Here is a 25,025-nt window from a genome sequence, read left to right as displayed (position 1 = left end):
TGAGATTCCGCTCTGTATGTTGCTGAGAAGCACGTTCAGCGACAGTGGTGTCGCTTTCTGATCGATATCGATCACGAACCCGCTCTTCATCAGCTCCGACTCAAAGACGAGGCACGACACCGATGCTCACTCGATCCCGCCGACCCGGCCCCGATCACTCCTCCGCTCGCCCGAGAGGAGGCTGGGGGCGCCGGCTCGTCGCTGGGAGTGCGCTCGGCGTGCTGCTCGCCACCGGGCTCACTCCGGGGGCGCAGGCCGCGCCGACCGACGTGCAGGCCGTCACGGTCTCGGGCGCCGACGTCGCGGCGGCCGCCGAGAGCGTCAACGCGCTCACGTTCAAGGGCTTCGGCATCCTCTCGGCCAACTCGACCAGCGCGCTGCTGCTCGACTACAAGTCGCAGCACCCCGAGAAGTACTGGGAGCTCGTCGAGACGCTCTTCGGCGGCGAGCACCCGATCATGACCACGATCAAGATCGAGATGGGCAACGACCGCAACACGTCGACCGGCCCGAACGCGTCGACCATGCGCTCGCGCGACGAGTACCCGAACGTGCTCCGGGAGCCCGGCTTCCAGCTGGCGGCCGACGCGCAGTCCGTCGCCGAGGGCGACGTGCACGTCAGCATCCTGCGCTGGAGCCGCCCGACCTGGGTGACGAGCGACGAGGACCAGTACGTCTGGTTCAAGAACACGGTGCTGGCGGCGTACCGCGAGTACGGCGTGATGGTCGACTCCATCAACCCCGACACCAACGAGACGACCGCTCCGAGCGCGGCGCTCTACAAGAAGTTCTCGGCCTGGCTCCGCACCGACACGAAGGGCTACGAGGGCGCGGTCGCAGGGGACCCGAACAGCGGATTCGCGACGCCGGAGGAGGGCGACCTCTACCGCGCGATCAGGACCGTCGCGGCCGACACGGTGGGCACCCCGCCGACCTCGTTCGGCGACCAGCTCACCTCCGCCACCGACTCCTCCCTCCGCGACGCCGTCGACATCGTCGGCTTCCACTACTCCACGGCGGACGACGCGAACGGCAACCTGAAGAAGTTCGCCCAGACCTACGACCGCGAGATCTGGAACTCGGAGGGCCAGGCCACGTTCTCGAACTCGGCCGACCGCCCGAACAACACCAACGCCGACGGGCAGGGCGGCACCGGCACCGAGTTCGGCGGCACCAACAGCGCGCTCGAGATGAGCAACTGGGTCACCTCCGGGTTCGCGAAGTCGCTGCGCACCCTCAACATCTTCCAGCCGGCGATCGGCTCGTTCTACGACGGGTTCCAGTACTCGTCGAAGGAGCTGGTCAGCGCGCGCGATCCATGGTCGGGCTGGCTCTACTACGACGGCGGACTCGCGGCCGTCGAGCAGTACACCCAGTTCGCCGAGCTCGGCTGGGAGAACGAGGACAACACCGCAGGCATCTGGCGGGGCATCCCGCAGGCGTCGGGCAGTGCGCTCGGCGGCGGCAACCCGCCCAGCGGAGCCTCGACCGGCGCGGTCTCGTACACGACCCTCGCGGCGCCCGACGCCTCCGACTTCTCGACCGTGATCGTGAACGACAGCCCGTACACGAAGACCTACGCGATCACCGCGGAAGGCCTCGCTCTGGGCGCCGACGGCACGATGGAGGTCTGGGAGACCCGGGCCGCCGACGCCGGCGAGGCCTACGACGCGAACTACGTCGTGCCCGTCGCCGAGGTGGCGGCCGACGCGGACGGCACCTACACCGTGACGGTGAAGCCCTGGTCGACTGCGACCGCGACCACCCTCGACCACGCGGCGGCGGCCGCCGACGGCTCGCTCACTCCGCGGGACGGCTACGGCTCGACCCTGCCCACCTCGCCCGAGTACACCGACGCCGACGGCGGACGCGACGTGCTCGACACCGACGCGAGCGGCGACGTCAACGGCGTCACGACCGATGCGTACCTCTACGCCGACGACTTCGACTACGCCGAGGCCGCCGACATCCGCACCTACGACCCGGCGACCGGCGCGCTCGGCGGCTCGGGCGAGGGCTTCCTCGAGAGCCGCGGCGGCAAGGCGAAGCCGGCGGGCACCCCCTCGGTGCAGCCCGAGGACGACGGAGTGATCCCGCGCTACACGAACGACACCAACGGCGCCTTCGAGTCGGTGGCGACGACGGATCCCGCTCGGGACCGAGTGCTGCGCCAGCAGGTCGGCCCCGGCATGGCGGGCTCGGCGTGGAACAGCGGCGACCCGAAGACGACGATCGGCGACTACCGCTGGGCCAACTACCGGGCGTCGGTCGACGTCAGCTTCGAGAGCGGAGGCGCGCCCTACGCGACGCTCGGCGCCCGCGAGCAGGGCGGGACGGCCAACGGCCAGAACGTCTCGGCCGCGGAGCTCCGGGTCGACGCGAACGGGGCCTGGAGCCTCCTGCGCTACGGCACCGCCGTCGCCTCGGGCACCGCGTCCGCGACGCCGGCGACCGCGTTCCGCACCGGCACCGGCGTCTGGAACAGGATCGCCGTGCAGGTGGCCGGCGACCGCTACACCGCGTACCTCAACGGAGTGGAGGTCGCCTCCTACACCGACCCGGCACCGCAGGCGGCCGGACGCGTCCAGCTCGGCTCCGGCTTCACCTTCACCCGGTTCGACGACCTCACCGTCGAGCAGGTGCCCGGCTACACCCCCTACTACTCGAGCGTCGTCGACGGCATGCACCAGACGAGCTGGAGCGACAGCTCGACCCCTGTGCTCGAGTTCGACGAGCAGTGGACCCACGTCAACGGCCAGGGCATGTTCGAGTGGCAGCGCACCGCCTCGAAGAGCACGGGCAGGGGCGCCGCGCTGACCTACTCCTTCACGGGGACCGGGCTCGACGTGCTCGGCAGCAACACGGGCGCGGCGACGCTGAACGTCACGGTCGACGGCGTCCGCGTCGCGAGCGGGGCGCCGACCTGGGCCGCGGGCAGCGAGCGCACCGCGTTCACCCTCCGCGGTCTCGAGGACGGCGCGCACACCGTGGTGCTCGAGACGGCGAACGACGGCGTGCTGAACGTCGACGCCGTCGGAGTCGTCACCGCGAACGCGGACTCCTCCGCGGTCGACACGACGGCCCTCGAGGCGGCGCTCGCATCGGCGGAGGCCTACGACGAGGCGGAGTGGAGCCCGCAGTCGTGGGCGCCGTTCGCCGGCACCGTGAGCGCGGCGTCGTCGGCGGTGGCCGACCCGGCGGCCTTCGGCCTCGACGCGGAGGGTGCCGCCGCACTGACGGCGCGCCTGACGAGGGCCGCGACGGAGCTCGTGCCGCAGGGAGTGAGCAACGACGTCCGCGATCTCGGCCTCGTGTCGGTGACCGCGGCGGCAGGGCTTCCGGCGACGCTGATGGTCGACGGCGTCGACCGGGCGGTGACCTGGGATGCGGCGGCCGCTCCGGCGCTCGCCGCGACGTCCGAGCTCGGATCGGTCCAGGTGACCGGCCGCACCTCGCAGAAGGTCGCGTCGTCGGGAGTGTTCCAGCGCTTCACCGTGAAGCTGCTCGTCACTCCGCCCGACCTGCGGTACTTCATCGACTCCGGTTCCTCCGGCTCCGCGGCCGGATCCGCGTACGCCGCGGTGAAGGCGAATCAGCCGGGCGTCCTCAACGGCGCCGCCGACCAGAAGTGGGACGGCGTCGCCGCGGGGAGCACCTGGGGCTACTCGACGACCTCGACCGGCGCCGTCGTGCCCGGCAGCCCGGCCGACTGGAGCTCGTCGTACGTGCCGGCCGACTTCAACCGGCCCGTCGTGACGCACCTGACCCTGCCCGCCGGGACCTACGACATCGTGAGCGTCCAGGCGCCGCGGGCCGGCCTGACCACCAACCTCGCCTCGACCGTCACCGCGGCGGGAGCGTCGAAGACGGTCACCGCCGTCTCGACCGGAGCCGCGACGCCGATCCGGCAGCAGGTGACGCTCACCGCGCCCGGAGTCGTCGACGTCTCGTTCGGCACGAACGGCACCAGCGGCTACAACGCGCGGCTCGCTCTGGTCTACGTCCAGAGCGTCACCCGCGACCTCGGGTTCCAGGGCGCGCTCACGACCGACGCGCCGCTGCCCGCGACGGTGACGGTCGACGGAGCGGCCACCGCCGTCACCTGGGACGCGGACTCCGCGGCCCGGGTTCGCACCGACTACGCGCCGGTGACGGTCCGCGGCACCACCGCGAACGGAGCGAAGGTGAGCGCCCGCTACGAGATCGTCCCCGAGGGCCTGGTCTACTACATCGACTCCGGCACCGCGGCGACCTCGTCTCCGCAGTACGGCGCGGTGAAGGCGGCCTTCCCGGCGCTGCTCAACGCGACCAGCGACCGCGCCTCGACGGGCGCCGACGAGTGGGGCCACATCGCCGACGGGATGAAGGTGAAGTCCGGGACGGACGTGAACGACAAGTACTCGACCGGCTTCTACCAGGACACGACTCAGCTGGTCTACCGGCTGCCGCTGGCCGCGGGGACCTACACCCTCACGGGCGGGTTCACCGAGTGGTACGGCCTCAGCCGCACGATGAACCACACGGTGTCGGTGGGCGGCCAGGAGCTGGTGAAGGGCAACGTCCCGCTCTCGGCCACGAGCACTCCGCTCTCGGAGGACCTCACCTTCACGCTCGCTCAGGCGGGCACCGTCGAGTACCGGGTGACCAACGAGGGCGCCGGTGGCGAGAAGCCGGTGATCTCGTGGCTGGCCGTGGCGGCGGTCGCCCCGGCGATCCCCGACCTCGACGTCGCCGTGCAGAGCCGCTGCGTGGCCGGCAAGGTCCAGCTGGGCGTGACGGCGACCATTACGGCCGACGTCCCGGTCGCGATCACGATGACGACGCCCTTCGGAGTGAAGTCGTTCACCGCGGTCGCTCCCGGCAAGAGCGCCTTCCACTCCTTCACCACACGGGCGAAGACCGTTCCCGCCGACGCGGTCGACCTCACGGTCACCGCGGTCGTCGACGGCGAGACCGTGACCCGCGAGCAGAGCGAGGAGTACCCGGCCGCGACCTGCTGACGCCGACGCAGGCGCCGGCGCCGCCCGTCCCGAGAGGGAGGGTCGGCGCCGGCATCGTCGTGACAGCGGCGATCCAGCAACGCGACGGCTACTCGACCAGCATGCTGGTCGAGTAGCCGCCGCAGGCGGCGTATCGAGCGGCGAAGCCGCGCTGCGTCTCTGTGGTGAGGGAAAAGGGGCGCCCGTCGCCCTGCATGCTGGTCGAGTAGCCCCGCAGGGGCGTATCGAGACCCGCCAGCGTCAGCAGATCGGGCTTCTGATCTGGACTTCTGGCGCTGGTGGATCTCGATACGCCCGCTGCGCGGGCTACTCGATCAGCAAGGCAGGGACCACACGCAGGAGGTCACTTTTCCTAGGAGACCCACCAGCGTCAGCAGATCGGTCTTCTGATCCTGGTGAATCTCGATACGTCCGTTGCGCGGGCTGCGGGCTCGATCGGCGAGGAACGGAGCTCCCGCGCGGAAGGCCGCTTCTCCTCAGAACGGCGAAGCCGCGTCGCACCTCATCTGAGTGGCGAGGGACGTATCCGCGCCCGCGGCTGATCATGCTGGTCGAGTAGCCGCCGCAGGCGGCGTATCGAGACCCACCGGCTTCAGGTGTCCGGTCTTCTGACGCTGGTGGATCTCGATACGCCCGCTGCGCAGGCTGCGGGCTCGATCAGCGAGGATCGGGGACCCCGCGCGGAAGGTCACTCGAGCGGGGAGGCAGAAGTCGGCGCGCGTCGCCACCCATGCTGGTCGAGTAGCCGCCGCAGGCGGCGTATCGAGACCCACCGGCTTCAGCAGATCGGTCTTCTGACGCTGGTGGATCTCGATACGCCCGCTGCGCGGGCTACTCGATCAGCGAGGAGGGGGGAGGCTCCTCCGATGGTGGGAAGGTCTTCTTCGAGGCGAGGCGGAGGGCGGCGTAGTCGCCGCGCATCAGAGCCTCGCGTTTGGCGCGGCTCCAGTTCTGGATGCGCTTCTCCCACCAGAACGCCTCGGCGATGTTCTCGAAATCCTGGTGCCAGAGCAAGGTGACCGGCAGTCGTCTGCTCGTGTAGGCGGCGCCCTTGCCCATCATGTGCGCGTCGACTCGTCGATGGAGGGAGCGAGTGCTGCCGACGTAGTAGCTGCCGTCGCTGCAGCGGAGGATGTAGACGGAGGGCATGCGACGAGCGTGCCGTCAGCACGCGAGGATCTATGGCGTCATCGGTGTTTCTGCGAAGAACGCTGGCGGTGCGGTGCTTGTGGAGGGCGGGGAAGAGACCGACGTCCGTAGTGAGGTGGGTCTCGATACGCCGCCTGCGGCGGCTACTCGACCAGCAGGCTTGCGGTCGGGACACTGTGCACCCCTGTGAGCAGGGCGCCCAGGCGCTCCAGCTGGGTCGGGTCCTCGAGGGCGGAGCCGACGGCGGCGACGCGGACGCCGGCGTCGAGGTAGTCCTGCGCGTTGCGCGCGTCGAGGCCGCCGGTCGCGACGAAGCGGACGCCGGGGAAAGGGCCGCGGATGTGCTTGAACCAGCCGGGGCCGAGCCAGGTCGCGGGGAACGCCTTCACCCAGGTGAGGCCGAGCGAGACGGCGAGCTGCACCTCCGAGGGCGTGGCGACGCCGGGCAGCAGCGGCAGGTCGACCGCCGCGGCCGCCGACACCAGGCGCGGGTCGAGACCGGGGGAGACGAGGTAGCCGGCACCGGCCTCCCGCGCGGCCTCGACCTGCGACGGGTGCAGGATCGTGCCGGCTCCCACGGTCTTCCCGCGATCGGCGCCCAGGCGGGCGACCTCGCGCAGGGCCGTCAGGTCGTCGGCGCTCTGCAGCGTCACTTCGACGGAGTCGATGCCGAGATCCCACGCGGTGGTCGCGAGCGCGATCGAGCGCTCCACGCCGGTTCCGCGGAGGATCGCCATCAGCGGAGCGCCCGCGAACACGGCGTCGAGGCGCTCGGTGGCGGTGGTGGCGGTGGTCATGGTGTCCTCTCGTCCAGGGAGTCGCCCGCCACGGCGAGGGTGAGCGCGGCGCGGTCGTGGCCGCTCCGCAGGCGTTCGTCGAGGTCGGCGCCGCGCATCCGCGCGACCAGGTAGCCGCCCGCGAAGGCGTCGCCCGCGCCGACGGCGTCGAGCACCTCGACCCGGTGCGACGGCTCGAAGACGCTCCGCGTGCCGGCGAAGACGGTGGCGCCGACATGGCCGTCCTTGACGACCAGCTCGGCGATCCCGGGGAACGCCGCGCGCACGTCGTGGGCGGTGCGGGTGCCCCAGAGGGTCTCGGCCTCGTCGCGGCCGACGAAGACGACGTCGGCGAGGTGCGTCAGCTCGGCGAGCACCGGCGCCGCGTCCTCGACGCTCCAGAGCGCCGCCCGGTAGTTGACGTCGACGCTCACGGGGATCCCGAGCTCGTGGGCGCGCAGGGCCGCCCGCCGCAGGAACCGGTCGGCCGGCTCCGAGAGCGCGGCGGTGATCCCCGACAGGTGCAGCAGCGCCACCCCGTCGAAGGGAGCCGCGTCGGCGTCTGCGGCGTCGAGGAAGGACGCCGCCGATCCCGCGCGGTAGTAGGTCACTCCGCGTCCCGGATCCTTCACGTAGAGGCCCGTCGGGTGCTCGGCGTCCGCGACCACGGCGGCGACGTCGATGCCTCGTGAGGCCAGCTGGCGGAGGATCCGCTCGCCCAGCGCGTCGGCGCCGAGCCTGCTGTGCCAGCGCGCCGGGACCCCCAGCGCGGCCGCGTGGGCGAGCACGTTCGACTCGGCCCCGCCGGCGTCGACGAGGAAGTCGTCGGCCGCCGCGACCGAGCCGCCGTCCGGCACGACCACGGCCATGGTCTCGCCCATGGCCAGCAGCACGCCGGATGCGCTCACGCCAGGTCCTTCACCGGCGCCGCATCCATGTCGTCGAACGCCTGGTTCTCGCCGGCCATCGCCCAGACGAACGAGTAGGCGGCCGTGCCGACGCCGGAGTGCAGCGACCAGCTCGGCGAGATGATCGCCTGGCGGTCGGCGACGACGAGGTGCCGCGTCTCCTGGCGCTCGCCGAGGAGGTGGATGACCCGCGCCTGGTCGGGGAGGTCGAAATAGAGGTAGCACTCGGTGCGGCGGTCGTGGGTGTGCGCCGGCATGGTGTTCCACATCGAGCCCTCGTGCAGGGTCGTGACGCCCATGACGATCTGGCAGCTGCGGACGCCGTTCTCGTGGATGTACTGGTTGAGCGTGCGGCGATTGCTGGTGGCCTGCTCGCCGAGCTCGCGCACGGTGCCCTCGCCCGGCGCGACCAGCACCGTCGGGTACGTGGTGTGCGCGGGGGCCGAGAACAGGTAGAACTGGGCGCCCGGCCCGTCCGCGTCCTCGAAGACGACCGATCCGATGCCGCGGCCGAGGTAGAGGCAGGCTCCCGGAACGAGGGTGTAGGACTCGCCGTCGGCAACCACCGTGCCGGTGCCGCCGACGTTGATGACGCCCAGCTCGCGGTGCTCGAGGAAGGTGTCGCTGCGGATCTCCTCGTAGCCGGTCAGCTCGAGGCGGCCCCCGGCGGGCACGGCGCCGCCGAGCACGATGCGGTCGTGGTGCGTGTAGACCAGCCGGATCTCTCCGGCGACGAAGACCTCGGGGACGAGGTACTGCGAGCGCAGCTCCTCCGTGGTCATGCCGGGGATCTGGGCGGGGTTCGTGGCGTAGCGCTGCTCCATCGCGGAGGCTCCTTCGAGGTCGGTGTCGGTGGTCGGGGTCATCGCACGAGCCAGCCGCCGTCGACGGGGAGGATCGTCCCCGTGACGTAGGCGGCCGCGTCGGAGGCGAGGAACACGAACGCCCCCTGCAGATCGGCGGGCGTGCCCCAGCGGCCGGCGGGGATGCGCGCGACGATCGAGGCCTCCCTGGCGGCGTCGGCGCGGATGGCCGCGGTGTTGTCGGTGGCGAGGTAGCCGGGCGCGATCGCGTTGACCGTCACTCCGGACGCCGCCCACTCGTTGGCGAACGCCTTGGTGAGCCCGGCGACCGCGTGCTTCGAGGCGGTGTAGCCGGGGACGAGCACGCCGCCCTGGAACGAGAGCATCGACGCGACGGTGATGACCCGTCCCGAGCCCTGCTCGAGCATGTGCCGGCCGGCCGCCTGGGTGAGGTGGAAGACGGAGTCGAGGTTGACCTTGAGGACCTCGTCCCAGTCAGCGGCGCTGTGCTCGGCCGCTGCGGTGCGCCGGATGGTGCCGGCGTTGTTGACGAGCACGTCGATCCGCCCGAGCTCGGCGACGACCTCGTCGATCGCCGAGTGCAGCTCGTCGGCGGTGGCCGTCGCGAAGTCGCGGCGGATCAGGTGGGCGCGTCGGCCCAGCCCGCGGATCAGCTCGGCGGTCTCGGAGGCGTCGCCCCTGTCGATCAGCGCGATGTCGGCGCCGGCCTCGGCGAGGGCCAGGGCGGCCCCCCGGCCGATGCCCCGGCTGGTCCCGGTGACGGCGGCGACGCGACCGTCGAGTCGGAAGGTGTCGAGGATCATGGTCGTGCGCTCCTGAAGATCGTGGTGAGGGTGCCGATGCCGCCGACGCGCACGGTGACCGCGTCGCCGTCGGCCAGCGGTCGGTGCGCCGCGAGGGCGTCGGGCAGCTTCTGCGGGCTGCCGGTCGAGATCACGTCGCCCGGGTGCAGGGTCATCCCCTCGCTGAGGTGGTGCACGAGCGCGGCCATGCTGAAGACCAGGTCGGCCGTGCTCTGCGAGACGGTGACGACCTCGTCGCGGATCACCTCGACGAGGAGGCCCTGCGGATCCGCGATCTCGTCCGGAGTCACGAGCCAGGGGCCGAGCGGGGCGAAGCCGTCGGAGCACTTGCCGAGCGTCCACTGGCTCGAGCGGCCCTGCCAGGTGCGCTCCGAGACGTCGTTCATCAGGCTGTAGCCGCCGATGTGGTCGGCGGCGTCCTCGATCGCGATGTCGCGCCCGCCGCGGCCGATGACGAGCGCGATCTCGCCCTCGTAGTCGACGTCGGTGGCCGTCACCGGGATCGTCACCGGGTCGCCGGGCGCGCCCAGGGTGTTGGGGGTCTTCACGAACACGTCGGGAGTCGTCGGGACCGGCCGGTCCTCGCCTCCGCTCGGCACGTGCCCGCGGTAGTTGTAGCCGATGCAGAGGATCTTGCCCGGGACGACCGGCGGGAGCAGGCGCAGGCTCTCGAGCGCGGGCAGCGTCGAGGCGTCAGCGGAGGCGGCCCGTACGCGCGTCGCGGCGAGGAGCGCGCCGTCGGCGAGCACCTCCGTCACGGTGGCCGCACCGAGATCGAGGACGCGGTCGCCGACGACGACTCCGGTGCGGTCGCCCTCGGGGGAGGAGTAGCGGAGGAGTCTCACCAGTAGGGCCGCCATTCCGGTCGGGAGACGCGCATGAGCGCCTCGAGGTAGAAGTAGTCACCCCAGAGCGTGCCCTCGTCGACGCCGACGTTCTTCGGCAGGTCGTAGACGCCGTGCAGCAGGACGGTGTCGGCCGCCTCGGGGCTCTCGGGGGTGCAGTGCTCGATCAGCGCGTCGAGCAGGTCGACGGCCGCGGCGCGGTACCGCTCGGCGCGGTCGGGGTCGTCCTCGACGGAGGCGAGCTCGAGCAGTCCGCAGACGGCGATCGCCGCGGCGGAGCTGTCGCGCGGGGCGTCGCTGCCGTCGGAGTAGACCAGGTCCCAGTAGGGGACGCGATCCGCCGGCAGGTGGGCGAGGAAGTAGTCGGCGCAGGCCCGCGAGGCCTCGAGCTGCCGCGGGCCGCCCGACACCCGGTGGCTCATCGCGAAGCCGTAGATCCCCCAGGCCTGGCCGCGTGCCCAGCAGGAGTCGTCGAAGGCGCCCTGCTCGGTCGCTCCGTGCAGCGGCTCGCCGGTCTCGGCGTCCCAGTAGAAGGTGTGGAACGTCGAGGAGTCGGGTCGCAGGATGTTCTCGCGCAGCGCCTCGACGTGGCACCGCACGGCCTCCGCGAAGCGCGGATCGCCGGTCTGCTCGCCGGCCCAGGTCAGCAGGGGCATGTTCATCAGCGAGTCGATGATCGTCCGGCCGCGCTGGCGCGGATCGCTGAGGTCGCCCCAGGCCTGCACGATGCCGGCGGTGGGCAGGAAGCGCTTCATCAGGTGCTCGGCCGCGTCCAGCGCGGCCTCGCGTCCGAGCGGGTCCTCGAGGAGGCGGAAGGGGGCGACCGCGGAGAGCGTGTAGAGGAAGCCGAGGTCGTGGGTCTCGAGGTCCTCCCCGCCCTGCACGCGGCGGGCGAAGTCGGCCAGGTGCGCGCGGCCCGCGTCGAGGAAGACGCCGTCTCCGGTCATCTCCCAGGCGATCCAGTGCATCCCGGGCCAGAAGCTGGTGGTCCAGCCCCGGTTGGCGCCGGCGGCGAAGCCGGGGATCGCGGGGCGGAGCGGATAGCGGCCGTCGGTCGTGGTGTCGTCCGGGTAGGAGTCGCCGAACGTCGCGATCATGCGGCGGACGACCTCGAGCGCATCGGCCACGGCCTGCTCGGTGATCGTCCTCCCGCGCGCGGTGGGCGGAGTGGTCGTCATGGAGGGTCCTTCGTGATCAGGCCGCGACGGGCTGGTCGGCGGGCAGGGCTGCGCGCAGGGTGAAGCGCGCGTTCGCCCAGACGAGATAGAGAGCGGGGGCGGCCGAGACTCCGATCGCGAGCGCGGGCGACAGAGTGAAGAGGTACGCCTGGAACGCGAGCACGAGGATCGAGACCGCCGTCAGGTGCCAGCGCCGCAGGGCGAGGTAGACCGCGGCCTTGCCCGCCTGGAGGAGGGTCGAGCCCGGTGCGTCGGCCAGGGCGACGAGCGCCACGGGCAGAGCGCCGATCACGAGCAGGCCGATCACCGCCAGGAACGGGATGACGACCACTCCGATCTGCGTCGGTGCGAGGAACCGCACGTCGACCAGCACGAGCACGACGACCGCCGTGGCGCCGGTGAGCAGCAGCAGCGGGCGGCGCCATCCCCGGCGCCAGGCCCGCCAGAAGGTCCGCACGACCGCCGTCTCGCCGCGGCCGTGCGCCGAGAAGACGGCGCAGGCTCCGGCGAGGGCGGGCGCGCAGAGCGGGACCGCGGCGGCGATCATCGGCCACGAGAGCATCGGGTCGGTGGTCACCAGGAGGATCACGAGCGGCAGGCAGGCGATCAGCAGCAGCGCGTCGGTCATCAGGATCAGGTAGACGACGCCGAAGAGCGAGGCGTAGAGGCCGTTCGGGATGCGTCGCACGATCAGCCCTTCAGTCCGCTGGTCGCGATGCCCTCGACGAAGTACTTCTGCCCGAGGAGGAAGACGACGGCGATCGGCACCACCGAGATGGTCAGGCCGGCGAACAGCAGCGCGTAGTTGGCGTCGTAGAGGGTGCTGACGAAGCTCTGCAGTCCGAGCTGGATCGTCCAGAGGTCCGGGTTGCGGAGGTAGATCAGCGGCCCGAGGTAGTCGTTCCAGGTGGCCACGAAGGTCAGCAGGGTGAGGCTCGCGATCGCGGGGATCGAGAGGGGCACCATGATCCGCGCCCAGATCCCGTACTCGCTCAGGCCGTCGATGCGGGCGGCCTCCGAGAGCTCCTCGGGGATCGTCTCGTAGAACTGCTTCATCAGGAACACGCCGAACGCGCCGAAGGCCTGGATGAGGATGATCGCCCAGAGCGTGTTCGACACCTTGAGGTTCGACAGCAGGATGAACTGCGGGATCATGTACGACTGCCACGGCACCGCGATGGTGCCGATGTAGACGAGGAAGAGCACGTCGCGCCCCGGGAACCGCATCCGCGAGAAGCCGTACGCGGCGAAGGAGCCGGTGAGCACCTGCAGGATCGTGACCACGACCGCCAGCAGCAGCGTGTTGCGGATCCAGGTGAGCATGTCCGACTCGGTCCAGATCTGGACGTAGTTGCTCCAGACCCACGACTCCGGGAACCACTTCACCGGCACCGAGAACACCTCGTTCGGCGTCTTCAGCGAGCTCATGATCATCCAGAAGAACGGCAGGAGGAGCGCAGCGGCGGCGATGATCATCACCGCGTAGCCGACCAGGCGGCCGATCCGGCGAGCCGGAGTGCGTCCGGCGTCCTTCTGGCGGGGTGGCAGCGGCTCGGCGACGCCGACGACCGTGGGTGCTCCGTCGGGGATGAGAAGTCCGGTCATCGGTTTTCACTCCTTCTGTTGAGGAAGAACTGCGCGAGCGTGACGAGGATGCACAGCAGGAACAGGACGACCGAGACGGCCGACGCGTAGCCGAACTGGTTCTCCTGGAACCCCTTCTGGTAGATGAACTGCGAGAGCACGAGGGTCGCCTGGCCGGGACCGCCCTGGGTCATCACGAGGATCAGATCGAAGATCTTGAAGGAGTTGATGGTCAGCATCACCGTCACGAAGAAGGTGGTGGGCCGCAGGCACGGGATCGTGACGTTCACGAAGCGCTGCCAGACGCTCGCTCCGTCGACGCGCGCGGCCTCGTGCAGCTCGCGGGGCACCGTCTGCAGACCGGCGAGGAACAGGATCATGTAGTAGCCCATGTCCCGCCAGGTGCTGATGATGACCACGGCCGGCATCGCCCACTCGGAGGAGGTCAGCCAGCCGGGCGGGTTCGCGATGCCGATGAGGTTCAGCAGCTGGTTGATCGGCCCGTACTCGGGGCTGAAGAGCAGGTTCCAGACGACGGCGATCGCGACGATGGACGTGATGTACGGGAAGAAGGCGGCGGTGCGGAAGAACGCGACTCCGCGCAGCTTGTTGTTGAGCAGCAGCGCCAGCCCGAGCGAGACGACGAGCGTCAGCGGGATGTGCAGCGCGGCGTAGTAGAGCGTGTTCGTCAGGGCGATGCGGAAGCTGCCGTCGCCGAGGAGGCGCTCGAAGTTCGCGAAGCCGACCCAGTTCGCCTGACCGAAGACGTTCCAGTCGGTGAGCGACATGTAGAAGAGGGTGATCACCGGCACGAGCGTGAGCGCTGCGAAGCCGAGGAAGTTCGGGAGGATGAAGGTCCAGCCGATGAGCGTGGTCCGCATGCGGTAGGAGGAACGGCGACGGCGCGGCGGCGGGGTCGACGTGCCGGCGTCTGCGGCGGCGAGGGTCGTCATGAGACCTCCAGGGTCCGAAGGGGTGCAGGGGTGGGGGCGGCCGGCCCGGGGTGGGCCGGCCGCCGGGTCGGTCAGTCGGTGCCGACTTCGCTCTTCACGCGGTCCTCTGCGGTGGCGATGGCGTCGCTGACGCTCGCCGAGCCCGACATCACCGCGGTGTGCAGGTCGAGGAGGATGTTCTGCACGGCGGCGGTCTTGGCCGATGTGGGATTCTCCGGCTTCGTCTCGTGCGACGACCAGGCGAACTTCGAGAGGTCGTCGGTCGGGGCGGCGTCGACGGCGAAGCACGCCTCGGTCACCGCGTCGCTGGTCAGAGCGGGCGTGATGCCGAGCGAGGCGACGACCTCCGCGCCCTCCTCGCTGGCGGCGAACTCGAGGAACTCCTTGGCCGCGGCGGCCTTGGACGAGTCGATATTCGCGTTGATCCCGAAGCCGGTCGGGTCGCCGAAGGTCACCGGAGTGCCGTCGGTGCCGGCGGTCGACGCGTCGAACTGCGGGATGGGCGCGATGCCCCAGTTGAAGGTGTCCGAGTCGCCCGACGCCTGCTGAGCGATCAGCGAGGCGACGAACCAGGTGCCCATCGGCATCATCGCGGCGTTCTGCTTGCCGAACTCGGCCTGGTAGGTGAGCTTGTTCGCGACCACCGTGTTGTAGTCGGCCTGCGCCGATGACTCCTGCAGCCCGAGCACTCGGTCGTAGTACTCCTCGAGGTAGCCGTAGTCGCCGTCGAGGATGTCGACGTCCGGGGCCTGGGCGTTGGCGAAGCCCTGCACCGTCGACTGCCAGCTGTGCTCGTACGTGCCGGCCGCGGGGCTGCCCGCCGCCGCCAGGGCCGTCTTCAGCGCCTCGGCATTCTCGGCGTAGTCGTCCCAGGTCCAGGAACCGTCGGGGTAGTCGACGCCCGCCTGGTCGAAGAGGTCCTTGTTGTAGAAGAGGACCCAGGAGTCCTGGCGGTACGGGACCGCCCACTGGGTGCCGTCGACCTCGTACGCCTCCGCGCCGCCGATGCCGTCGGGCAGGGCGACGTCCGAGACGTCCATCAGCTGACCGCCTGCCTGGTAGGTGACGACGTTCTTGACGTTCTTCTGGGTGACGATGTCGGGGCCGCTGCCTGCCGCCAGGTCGGCGGTCATCAGCGTGTCGTAGTTGGTCGCGTCGTACTCCTTGACCTCGACGGTCACGTCGGGGTCCTTCTCGTGGAACGCGTCAGCGAGAGCCTGGAACTCGGGAGTGGTGCTGATGCTCCACCCGGACAGGCTGAGCGTGACCGGGCCGTCGGCTGCCGCCTCCTCGGCGTCGCCTCCGCCCGAGCAGGCCGTGAGGGACAGGGCGGCCACGAGGGCCACTCCGGCTACCGTGAATCTTCTTCTCATGCGTGCTGCTCCTTTGCATCGGCGTGCAGGACTCCACCTCGGGTCCTCGGGTACCGGCGCTGCCCAGCGGCGCGTCCGGAATCTGCGAGTCGGTGCTCGGTGGCCAGGCCGTCGGGCCAGGTCACCGACACGGACAGTCCGTCGTCGTGGACGACGACGATCGGAGCGGGGCCGGTCGCCCGGGCCTCCGATCCGGAGAGGGTGACCAGAACGACGACGCTCTCGCCGACGGTCACCGGGACGCTCAGGACGGGGACGGCGACCCGGGGGCCCAGCGGGCTCGCTCCGTCGCGCTCGACGACCTCTGCGGAGGCATCCGCGTCGATCCGCGCGATCGCGCTGATCCTGCCGCCCGCTCGGACCGACGCGGTCGAGCCCGCGGCGCGCGCGTCGACGCTCTCGCCGGCGATCGGCCATCCGCCGAGGCGGAGCCGCAGGCCCTCGGCCGGCACGCCCTCGGCGAGCTCGTCGACGCGCGCGATGCGCAGCTCCCACGGCCCTCTGACCAGCGAGTGCACGATCAGACGGCCGGCCCGGCGGGCGGATCCGCGCAGGCCCTCGCCGTGCTGGTGCGAGGTGGGCTCGGGGTCGATCCAGTGCGCCTGCCACGTCGATCCGGCGACTCCCACCCGGCCGTCGGAGTCGAGGCGCACCTCGGTGAGCTCCATCCCGGTGCGGTGGGTCGCGGCGCCCGAGGCGTCGACGAGGCCGACGCTCTGCTCGAGCGCCTCGGCCCAGCCCCGCCCGTCGAGCAGCGGCGCGGTGGCCGTCGAGTAGCCCAGGCGCGCGTAGAGGGGGGAGTCGGCCAGGACGGCCCCGGCGACGGCCTTGTCGGTGCCGTGGTTCACGACGCGGACGATGCCGTCCTCGTGCGTGCCCGAGACGATCCAGCCGGGGGAGACGACGGCCAGCAGCTCGTCGCCCTGCTCGATCGGGAGCGGTTCGGAGGCCGCCGCCCAGACCGGGTGGTCGGCGGGGAGCGCGATCCCGAGCAAGCCCTTGACCGCCCAGTAGGGCGAGCCGGGGCCGGAGTAGGACTGGGCGAGCCGGCGCCACGGGTCGTGCCAGCCCATCGAGAGCAGGCCGAGCTCGTCGGGGGCACCGTGATCGGCGAAGTGCGAGACGACGGCGCTCGCGGCGCGGCGGAGGCGGCCCGGCGAGTGCGAGGGCACCTCGGCGATGACGCCGGCCCAGAACGGCGCGGCGGCGGCGAAGCGGTAGATCAGGCTGCGGCCCTGCAGGAGCGGCGAGCCGTCGCCGCCGACGAGGGCGAGCGCGTCGGAGAGGTAGCGGTCGAGCCGGGCGACGTCGCCCGCGGTGCGCGGGGCGGCGAGCTCGGCGGCGCCCTGCATCCGGGCCCACAGCACGGGGTACACGTGCAGCGCCCAGCCGACGTAGTGGTCGAACGCCCGCTCCTCGCCGTCGGCGAGCCAGCCGTCCTCGCGCACGAAGGAGTCGTGGCGCGCGAGGTCGGCGGTGATGTCGTCGATCGACCACTCGCCGCCCACCGAGCGGAGGAACGTCTCGACCACGAGGCGGAACCAGACCCAGTTGGTCTGCGGGTAGGTCTCGTCGCCGACGACGGGCTCGAGGTAGGCGATGACCCGCTGCTGCGTGAGGGGGGAGAGGCGGTCCCAGATCCAGGGGCGAGTCAGGTCCAGGACGAGCGCGATCGACGCGGCCTCGACCTTCGCCTGGGCGTGCTCCTCGATCCGCACCCACCGGTCGGCCGCCTCCGGGTCGACGCCCGTCGCGATGCCCCTGGCGTAGAAGTCGACGAGGTCGTCGACGCCGATGCCCTGGGCCCCGGCGATGCGGAAGCCGGCGAGGAGGAAGGTGCGCGCGAAGCCCTCGAGGCCGTCGATCGCGCGGCCGTAGCCGCCCTCTGCACCGGGGAGCACGATCCGCCCGTTGCCCTCGCTGGCGTAGGCCGTGGCGGAGGAGAGGAGCGCGTCGGCGAAGCCGAGCCACTGCTCGCGGGTCCAGTCGGGCTGTCCGGCCCGGTCGGCGCGGAGGGTCACCTCGTCCACGGTCGTTCTCCTTTGAATCGTGTCATCGGCAGCGCGGCACAGGGCCACTCACCGAACAAAATAGGAGCATACATAGGCGAATCGATCACAACAAGGTTGGACCTGGATGTAAATGATCGATTACGATCGCTTCGTGCAGCAGAACCGGCCGACCAACCCTCCCTGCGGCGTCGTCGAGCCCCGCGGTGCTGTCGAGAACTTCCGCGGCCCGCTGGCCGCGGCGTTCTCGCCCAGCCGGCCGCTCTCGGCCCGAGGCCTCCTCCTCGATGCGGAGCACGCCCTGCCGGTCCCGCCCGCCTCCGACCGCGGTGCCTGGCAGTCGGTGGACGCCGCCACGACGGCGGCGATCGCGGCGCGCGCGGCCGCCGATCTGAGCGTTCCGTGGCCGCAGCCGCTCGCGAGCCAGGCCGTGCGCGTGCATCGCGACGGCGATCGCGATCAGTGGGAGCAGACCGCCTTCGAGCGGCAGCGTCGGCTGAGCCGCGCCGTGCTGATGGCCGCGACGACCCTCGACGACGCCTGGCTCGACCAGGTCGCCGACGGAGTCCAGCTGCTTCTCGAGCAGAGCTCGTGGTGCTGGCCGGCGCACGACGACACCCTCCGCCGCCACGGTGCGGTGCTCGCCACCGTCTCCGATCCTTTCCTCGATCTCGGGGCCGGCGAGGTCGTCGCGCAGCTCGCCTGGATCGACCACGTGCTGGGGGAGCGGCTCGACGAGCGCTACCCGGGGCTGCGGGGGCGCCTCCGCGCCGAGTCCCGGCAGCGGGTGCTCGACCCGTTCCGCCTCCGCGACGACTGGCACTGGCTCGGCCTCGACGGCGACGTGCACAACTGGAACCCCTGGATCACCGGCAACGTCCTGCTCGCCGCCCTCCGCCTCCTCGACGGCGAGGGCGAGGAGGACGACCGCGCCGATATCGTGACGCGCGCCGTCGCCGCCCTCGACCGCTACGTCGCCGTCCTGCCCGCCGACGGGGCGATCGACGAGGGGTACGCCTACTGGTGGAACGGCGCCTGCCGCGCCGTCGAGGCGCTCGACCTCCTCGCGCACGCCACGGGGGGCGCGTGGGACGCCTCGTCGGTGCCCGCGCTCCGGGCGACCATCGCCTTCCCGCACCGCTCCCACCTCGGCGGCGACTGGTACGTCGCCCACGCCGACAGCCGGGCGCTCCAGAGCATCGACCAGCCGTGGCACGCGGTGCACCGCGCCGGACGCTGGGTCGGGGACGCGTCGGCGACCGCGCACGCCGCCTCGCACCGCCGCCCCGGCGTGCCCGCCGCCTCCGAGCAGGAGGGCCTCGGGCGACTGCTGCGCGGCGCCACCGACCGGGCCTGGCTCGACGCGCCGACGGCCGCCCCGCCGCTCCCGCGCGACGGGTGGCTCGAGTCGATCGAGGTGATGCTCGCGCGAGGCCGGGAGGGGTCGGCCGAGGGGTTGACGCTCGTCGCCAAGGGCGGTCACAACGCCGAGCACCACAATCACAACGACGTCGGGTCGTTCCTGATCGCCTCGGACGGCGTGCCCGTCGTCGTCGACGCCGGCCGGCCGACCTACACCGCGGCGACCTTCGGCCCCGACCGCTACCGGATCTGGACGATGCAGAGCGACTGGCACAACCTGCCCTCGGTCCGCGGTGTCGCCCAGCCGCCCGGGCCCGAGGCCCGTGCCTCCGGAGTCTCGGTGGTCGCGGACGAGGATCGCGCCGTGTTCTCGGCGGAGCTCGCCGCCGCCTACCCCGGAGCGGGTCTGGTCTCGTGGCGGCGGAGGATCGCGCTGGAGCGCCGGGAGTCGCGGGTCGTCCTCGACGACGCGTGGGAGCTCGAGCCGTGGACCGGCCCCGGCGACGAGCCCCGCACCGTGGTCCGGCTGCTCCTGGCGGGCGATCCCGTGATCGAGCGCGGAGTCGCCGTCGTGCGCCCGGTCGGATCGGCGCGCCCCGTCCGGATCGCCTGGGACGCCGCCTGCGAGCACCGGACCGAGGTCCGCGTGCTCGAGGATCCGATGCTCTCGGGGGTGTGGGGCGAGCGCCTGACACGGCTCGAGATCGACGTCGCGGATCGTCGATCGCTCCGGATGGCGATAGAACTGGACACACCGATCGGAGACCTACGATGAGCGATCAGACTCACTCCCCGCCCCTCGCCGCCGAGCGCCGGGCGCACATCCTCGCGGCCCTCGCCGTGGACGGTGCCGTGCGCATCTCGCAGCTCACCGAGGCGCTGGGAGTGGCGACCGTGACGCTCCGCCGCGATCTCGTCCAGATGGAGCGCGAGGGGCTCCTCAGCCGGGTGCACGGCGGCGCGGTCGTCCGCTCCGGTGCGGCCGGCGGCGCCGCGCGGATGCAGGCGCTCGGCGAGGAGAAGCTCGGATCGATCGCCGTCCTGGTGCCCTCGCTCGCCTACTACTGGCCCGGCGTGCTGCGCGGCATGGAGGCGGCCGGCCGGCGGCTGGGCTACGACGTCATCCTCCGCGGCGCGTCCTACGAGCTGCAGGACGAGCGGCCCGTCCTCGAGCGCCTGCTGCAGTCGGGCGACGTCAAGGGCCTGATCGTCGCACCGAACACCGACACCGAGCACGCGCCCGACGTCGTCCGCTGGCTCGCCGACTCGGGGGTCCCGGCCGTCCTGGTCGAGCGCGACGCGACCCTCGAGCCCGAGGGCACGCCGGTCGAGTCGGTCACCACCGATCACGCGCTGGGCGCGGTGCTGGCCGCCCGGCACCTCGCGGAGCTGGGCCACCGCAAGGTCGGGCTCATCCTGTCGCGCTCCTCGCCCACCTCCCGCAAGATCACCGCGGGCTGGCTCGCCGCCTGCGAGTCGCTCGGCCTCACGCCCGCCGACCACTTCGAGCAGATGCTGCCCGACCGCGCCAGCCCCGACTTCTCGGAGGTGGTGAACGCGACGCTCGAGACGGCGCTGGCGACGGGCGTGACCGCCCTGCTCGTCCACTCCGACCCCGAGGCGATGGCCGTCGTCGACCTCGCCCTCACCCGCGGGATCTCGGTGCCAGGCGACCTCTCGGTCATCGCCTACGACGACGAGGTGGCGCAGCTGTTCACCCCGGCGCTGACGGCGGTCAGCCCCCCGCGCGCCGCCGTCGGCGAGGCCGCCGTCCACCTGCTCGTCCAGCGGATCGAGAACCCGGAGCGGCCGGTGCACCGCGTGCAGGTGAACCCGAGCCTGATCGTCCGGGCGTCGTCCGCGGCACCGGGGCCCCGGGCGGGCGACGGCGCGCGATGATCGACCGCCACGAGCACTTCCCGTGGTCGTTCTGGTCGGAGGCGGAGCCCGAGAGCCAGGAGCGCCAGCTCGCCCTGCAGCGCGAGCTGCTCGAGGCGCACCCCGGCTGGGAGCTGGGCCGCGACGTCTTCGTCTCGGAGTGGGCGGCGATCGACGCCGAGCGGCTCGTGCTCGGTGACCGCTCCTACCTCGCCGCCGGCGCGAGCATCACCGGCGAGGTCGTGATCGGCGCCGACTGCTCGATCAACGCCTCCACCGCCGTCCGTGGCGACGTCGTGCTCGGCTCGGCGGTCCGCGTCGGGGCGCACACGTCGATCCTCGGCTTCAACCACTCGATGGAGCCGGGGACCGAGGTGTTCCGGCAGCCGCTGACGAGCCGCGGCATCCGGATCGGCGACGACGTCTGGATCGGCTCGCACGTGGTCGTGCTCGACGGCGTGCGGGTCGGCGACCACGCGGTTCTCGCGGCCGGGGCCGTCGTGACGAAGGACGTGCCCTCGGGAGCGATCGTCGGCGGGAATCCCGCTCGGCGTCTGCGCTGGCGGGTACCGCCCGTCGCGCCGGAGGTCTCGGACGCCGCCCGGTTCGCGGATCGCGCCCGCGGCGAGATCGAGGAGATCCTCCGCGCCTCCCGGAGTGACGACGGGTTCCGCGACCGGCCGGGCGCCGAGCCGAGCGTGCGGGCGCTCTGCGACGCCGTCGAGCTCGCCGACCTCCTGCTCGGCGAGGCTCCGCCCGACACGACGGCGGAGTCGCTGGCCGGTCGCCTGCGCGGGCTGCAGGATCCGACGACCGGGCTGATCGGCGGCCCGGGCCTCTGGGGGTCTCCGGACGCGGCGTACCACGTGCTCAGCGCGGGCTACGCGCTCGATCTGCTCGGCTCGGGCTTCGAGCACCCCCTGGCGGCGGTGACGGAGGAGACCGCCGAGGGTCTCGTCCGCCGGCTCGACGCGCTCCGCTGGCGGGACGACCCGTGGAACGCGGGGCACTACGTCGACGCCGTCGGCACCGCGCTGCTCTGGGCGCGCCGCCGCGGCGACCCCGTGCCCACCGGCCTCGAGGAGGCGCTGTTCGGCTGGCTGGTGACCCGCGCCGATCCGCGCAGCGGAATGTGGGGCGAGGCCTCGGCCGACCGCGGGCTGCTCCTTCTGGTCAACGGGTCGTACCGCGCGACCCGCGGCACGTTCGCGCAGCACGGGCGCCCGACCCCGTACCCGGAGGCGGTCCGCGACACGGTGCTCCGGCACGCGCGCGAGGACCGCTGGTTCGGCCTCGACCGCGTCGACGCCTGCGCCGCGCTCGACGTCGCCCACCCGCTCTGGCTGACCCGCGGCACCGGCTACCGCGACGACGAGGCGCAGGCGCTGGCCCGGACGCTGCTCGCGCGGATCCTCGGCCAGTGGCGCCCCGGCCGGGGCTTCGCCTTCCGGCTCGCCGACGCCGCCGCCGGCCTGCAGGGCACCGAGATGTGGCTCGCGACCCTCTGGTACCTCGCCGACCTCCTCGGCGCCTCCGCCGACCTCGCCTACCGCCCCCGCGGCGTGCACCGCCCGGAGCCGGCGCCTACTGGCACGCAGCGTCCGTAGCTCGTTCGCATGCGTGATCTGCTGACGCTGGTGGGTCTCGATACGCCGCCTGCGGCGGCTACTCGACCAGCGAGCCTCCCGCGGGCGGTCCCTCCCTCGCTGATCGAGTAGCCCGCGCAGCGGGCGTATCGAGATCCACGTCCGTCAGAGGGCGAGGGCTGAAGCCTGATCCGCTGACGCTGGTGGGTCTCGATACGCCGCCTGCGGCGGCTACTCGACCAGCGAGCCTCCCGCGGGCGGTCCCTCCCTCGCTGATCGAGTAGCCCGCGGAGCGGGCGTATCGAGATCCGCGTCCGTCAGAGGGCGAGGGCTGAAGCCTGATCTGCTGACGCTGGTGGGTCTCGATACGCCGCCTGCGGCGGCTACTCGACCAGCGAGCTGAGACCTCCCGCGGGCGGTCCCTCTCTCGATGATCGAGTAGCCCGCGCAGCGGGCGTATCGAGATCCGCGTCCGTCAGAAGGCGAGGGCTGAAGCCTGATCTGCGGACGCTGGTGGGTCTCGGTACGCCGCCTGCGGCGGCTACTCGACCAGCGAGCTGAGACCTCCCGCGGTGGTCCCTCCCTCGCTGATCGAGTAGCCCGCGCAGCGGGCGTATCGAGATCCACGTCCGTCAGAAGGCGAGGGCTGAAGCCTGATCTGCGGACGCTGGTGGGTCTCGGTACGCCGCCTGCGGCGGCTACTCGACCAGCACGGGAGTGTGCCCCGGGCGGCTACTCGGCCGGCGTGGAGACGGACGGCGACGCGACGCGCACGAGCGCCCACCCGTACTGCTCGAGGTGCAGCGACTCGACCGCGGCGCCGGTGACGACATCCGTTCCGGACACCGCGACGTCGACCGGGTCGACGCCGTGGTTGATCACCGTCAGCACGTCGCCGCGGCGCGATGCCTCCACCCGCGGGTCGGTGCGCAGCACCGGCCCCACGCCCGACTCGGCCGCGAGCCAGCCGGTCAGCGCCGTCATCCCCGCGTCGTCGGGGATCGTCGCGAGGTAGTGCGCCGTCCCGGCGCCCGTCGAGCGCGCGGTGAGCGCCGGCATCCCGGCGGCCTGCCCCGAGGTGAAGCGGCCGAGCACGGTGACCGCAGCGTCGTCCACGACGGCGAGCTCCTCCGCCAGGAATCCGCCGGCGAACGCGCCGAACGGCCCGTCGGCGTCGACCGCGGGGGTCGCGCCGAACTCGACCACCGACACCCCGAGCACCTCCCGCAGCCCCACCTGGAAGCCGCCGTCGCGGAAGGCGTCGTCCTCGTCGACCACGTCGCTGAAGGCAGTGACGAGCAGGCGTCCGCCGCCCTCGACGAACGAGGTGAGGTTCGCCGCCGAGTCGTCGGTGAGCAGGTAGGAGTGCGCGAGCACCACGAGCGCGTACCCCGAGAGGTCGTCGCCGGCCCGCACGAGATCGACGGCGAGGTTCTGCCGGTGGAGAGCGGCGTGCCAGCGCTGCACCAGCTCGAGGTAGTCGAGCACGACGGGGTGGTCCGGGTTCTGGATCGCCCACCAGTTCTCCCAGTCGATGACGAGCGCGATCCGGGCTCCGGAGGCGGCGCCGCCGAGCTCCGGCAGGGCGCCGAGGGTGCTCCCCAGCTCGACCACCTCCCGCCAGGTGCGCGTCTCGGTCCCCGCCTGCGGCAGCATCGCCGAGTGGAACTTCTCGCTGCCCCGGCGCGACTGGCGCCACTGGAAGAACAGGATTCCGTCGGCTCCGCGGCCCACGGCCTGCATCGACAGCGCCGCCATCCGCCCCGGCGCCTTGGGTGTGTTCGAGGGTCGCCAGCTGACCGCGCTGGTCGCCTGCTCCATCAGGAGCCACGGCTGCCCGGGCTTCAGCGACCGCATCAGGTCGCGGGTGAAGGCGGCGCCGCGGAACGACTCCGGATCGGCCGGGTCGAAGTAGTTGTCGTCGCTGACGACGTCGACCTCCTGCGCCCACCGCCAGTAGTCGAGCGGCGGGAACGCGCCCATGAAGTTCGTCGTGATCGGCTGGGTCGCCCCGGTCGCGCGGATGATGTCGCGCTCCATCGTGTACAGCTCGAGCAGCGTGTCGGAGGTGAACCGGCGGAAGTCGAGCAGACCGGCGGGGTTGTGGCTGTACGGAGCCTTCCGCGGCGGCACGATCTCGTCGAACGAGCCGTAGCGCTGCGACCAGAACAGGGTGCCCCAGCGGCGGTTGAGCTCGTCGACGTCGCCGTACTTCCGCTCGAGCCACACGCGGAACGCGACCGCGGCGTTGTCGGAGTAGTCGTAGTGCAGATGGCAGCCGTACTCGTTGTTCACGTGCCAGAGGACGACCGCGGGGTGGTCGTGGTACCGCTCGGCGATCGCGGTGACGAGCCGGGCCGCGAGCCTCCTGTAGTCGGGGGAGGAGGGGCTGTAGGCCTGCCGGCTGCCCGGCCAGTAGGTCGCGCCGTTCTCGTCCTGGGGGAGGAGCCCGGGGTACTTCTTCGCGGCCCACGACGGAGGCGACGCGGTCGCGGTCGCGAGGTCGACTCCGACGCCGTTCTCGTGCAGCAGGTCGATGACGCGGTCGAGCCACTCGAAGTCGAAGGTGTCCTCGTCGGGCTGGATCCGCGCCCAGGCGAAGATCCCGAGGCTGACCGTCGTGACGCCCGCCTCGCGCATCCGCGCGACGTCCTCCGCCCAGGTCGCCTCGTCCCACTGCTCGGGGTTGTAGTCGCCTCCGTAGTGCATCATCCGTGCGACGTCCCTTCCGTGATCGAGATGCGGGAGCGACGGGTCCGGGCCTCGTCGTCCGCCGGACCTCGAGCATAAAACGTTT

At 71.9% G+C, this 25,025-nt stretch carries 17 protein-coding genes; 4 read left to right on the top strand and 13 right to left on the bottom strand.

The features are described 5' to 3' along the window. The first annotated feature begins 218 nt into the window (after positions 1 to 218). Complete coding sequence (locus GRS96_RS18635; RefSeq protein WP_159989171.1) at positions 219 to 5,000, top strand: family 16 glycoside hydrolase; 4,782 nt, start codon at positions 219 to 221, stop codon at positions 4,998 to 5,000. 831 nt (positions 5,001 to 5,831) lie between these two features. Here the strand turns inward: GRS96_RS18635 and GRS96_RS18630 are convergent. From GRS96_RS18630 to GRS96_RS18575, 12 genes are all read right to left on the bottom strand, one after another. Continuing rightward, a complete protein-coding gene (locus GRS96_RS18630) occupies positions 5,832 to 6,149 on the bottom strand; it encodes a GIY-YIG nuclease family protein (protein WP_159989170.1) in 318 nt (105 codons plus the stop codon). Positions 6,150 to 6,292: 143 nt separating this feature from the next. After that, positions 6,293 to 6,946: a bifunctional 4-hydroxy-2-oxoglutarate aldolase/2-dehydro-3-deoxy-phosphogluconate aldolase gene (locus tag GRS96_RS18625; RefSeq protein WP_159989169.1), complete on the bottom strand. Its 654-nt coding sequence runs from the start codon at positions 6,944 to 6,946 to the stop codon at positions 6,293 to 6,295. Further along, positions 6,943 to 7,833: a sugar kinase gene (locus GRS96_RS18620; protein ID WP_236553667.1), complete on the bottom strand. Its 891-nt coding sequence runs from the start codon at positions 7,831 to 7,833 to the stop codon at positions 6,943 to 6,945. Before GRS96_RS18620 ends, GRS96_RS18625 begins: the two co-directional genes overlap by 4 nt. Continuing rightward, positions 7,830 to 8,699: a 5-dehydro-4-deoxy-D-glucuronate isomerase gene (gene kduI / locus GRS96_RS18615; protein WP_236553666.1), complete on the bottom strand. Its 870-nt coding sequence runs from the start codon at positions 8,697 to 8,699 to the stop codon at positions 7,830 to 7,832. Before kduI ends, GRS96_RS18620 begins: the two co-directional genes overlap by 4 nt. After that, positions 8,696 to 9,460: a 2-dehydro-3-deoxy-D-gluconate 5-dehydrogenase KduD gene (gene kduD / locus GRS96_RS18610; RefSeq protein WP_159989168.1), complete on the bottom strand. Its 765-nt coding sequence runs from the start codon at positions 9,458 to 9,460 to the stop codon at positions 8,696 to 8,698. The genes kduI and kduD overlap by 4 nt, the downstream gene beginning before the upstream one ends. After that, on the bottom strand, positions 9,457 to 10,305 hold the full coding sequence (locus GRS96_RS18605; RefSeq protein ID WP_236553665.1) for a fumarylacetoacetate hydrolase family protein: 849 nt from the start codon (positions 10,303 to 10,305) through the stop codon (positions 9,457 to 9,459). The genes kduD and GRS96_RS18605 overlap by 4 nt, the downstream gene beginning before the upstream one ends. Continuing rightward, a complete protein-coding gene (locus tag GRS96_RS18600; protein ID WP_159989166.1) occupies positions 10,302 to 11,483 on the bottom strand; it encodes a glycoside hydrolase family 88 protein in 1,182 nt (393 codons plus the stop codon). Before GRS96_RS18600 ends, GRS96_RS18605 begins: the two co-directional genes overlap by 4 nt. A 16-nt stretch (positions 11,484 to 11,499) precedes the next feature. Continuing rightward, complete coding sequence (locus GRS96_RS18595; protein WP_159989165.1) at positions 11,500 to 12,171, bottom strand: DUF624 domain-containing protein; 672 nt, start codon at positions 12,169 to 12,171, stop codon at positions 11,500 to 11,502. Positions 12,172 to 12,173: 2 nt separating this feature from the next. Continuing rightward, entirely contained in the window at positions 12,174 to 13,088 is a 915-nt protein-coding gene (locus GRS96_RS18590) for a carbohydrate ABC transporter permease (RefSeq protein ID WP_159989164.1), read from the bottom strand. After that, positions 13,085 to 14,020 carry a carbohydrate ABC transporter permease gene (locus GRS96_RS18585; RefSeq protein ID WP_159989163.1) on the bottom strand — a complete coding sequence of 312 codons (936 nt, stop codon included), beginning with the start codon at positions 14,018 to 14,020 and terminating at the stop codon, positions 13,085 to 13,087. Before GRS96_RS18585 ends, GRS96_RS18590 begins: the two co-directional genes overlap by 4 nt. Positions 14,021 to 14,091: 71 nt before the next feature. Beyond that, positions 14,092 to 15,393, bottom strand: a complete 1,302-nt coding sequence (locus GRS96_RS18580) for an ABC transporter substrate-binding protein (RefSeq protein WP_159989162.1) — start codon at positions 15,391 to 15,393, stop codon at positions 14,092 to 14,094. Further along, positions 15,390 to 17,423 carry a DUF2264 domain-containing protein gene (locus GRS96_RS18575; RefSeq protein ID WP_236553664.1) on the bottom strand — a complete coding sequence of 678 codons (2,034 nt, stop codon included), beginning with the start codon at positions 17,421 to 17,423 and terminating at the stop codon, positions 15,390 to 15,392. The genes GRS96_RS18580 and GRS96_RS18575 overlap by 4 nt, the downstream gene beginning before the upstream one ends. Positions 17,424 to 17,535: 112 nt before the next feature. Between GRS96_RS18575 and GRS96_RS18570 the strand changes: the two genes are divergently transcribed. From GRS96_RS18570 to GRS96_RS20855, 3 genes are read left to right on the top strand one after another with little or no spacing between them, the layout of a single operon-like run. Continuing rightward, the gene (locus GRS96_RS18570) at positions 17,536 to 19,539 is read left to right on the top strand and encodes a heparinase II/III domain-containing protein (RefSeq protein ID WP_159989161.1); all 2,004 of its coding nucleotides are present in this window, start codon (positions 17,536 to 17,538) and stop codon (positions 19,537 to 19,539) included. Continuing rightward, positions 19,536 to 20,663 carry a substrate-binding domain-containing protein gene (locus tag GRS96_RS18565; protein WP_159989160.1) on the top strand — a complete coding sequence of 376 codons (1,128 nt, stop codon included), beginning with the start codon at positions 19,536 to 19,538 and terminating at the stop codon, positions 20,661 to 20,663. The genes GRS96_RS18570 and GRS96_RS18565 overlap by 4 nt, the downstream gene beginning before the upstream one ends. Next, positions 20,660 to 22,249, top strand: coding sequence for an acyltransferase (locus tag GRS96_RS20855; protein ID WP_159989159.1), 1,590 nt, complete (start codon positions 20,660 to 20,662; stop codon positions 22,247 to 22,249). Before GRS96_RS18565 ends, GRS96_RS20855 begins: the two co-directional genes overlap by 4 nt. Before the next feature lie 711 nt (positions 22,250 to 22,960). Here the strand turns inward: GRS96_RS20855 and GRS96_RS18555 are convergent. After that, positions 22,961 to 24,940: a beta-galactosidase gene (locus tag GRS96_RS18555; RefSeq protein ID WP_159989158.1), complete on the bottom strand. Its 1,980-nt coding sequence runs from the start codon at positions 24,938 to 24,940 to the stop codon at positions 22,961 to 22,963. Positions 24,941 to 25,025 lie beyond the last annotated feature (85 nt).

The sequence above is a fragment of the Rathayibacter sp. VKM Ac-2803 genome (assembly GCF_009807175.1).
GTDB lineage: Bacteria > Actinomycetota > Actinomycetes > Actinomycetales > Microbacteriaceae > Rathayibacter.
The sequence above is the reverse complement of the archived record's forward strand: the minus strand, read 5'-3'. Positions and strand labels throughout refer to the sequence as shown.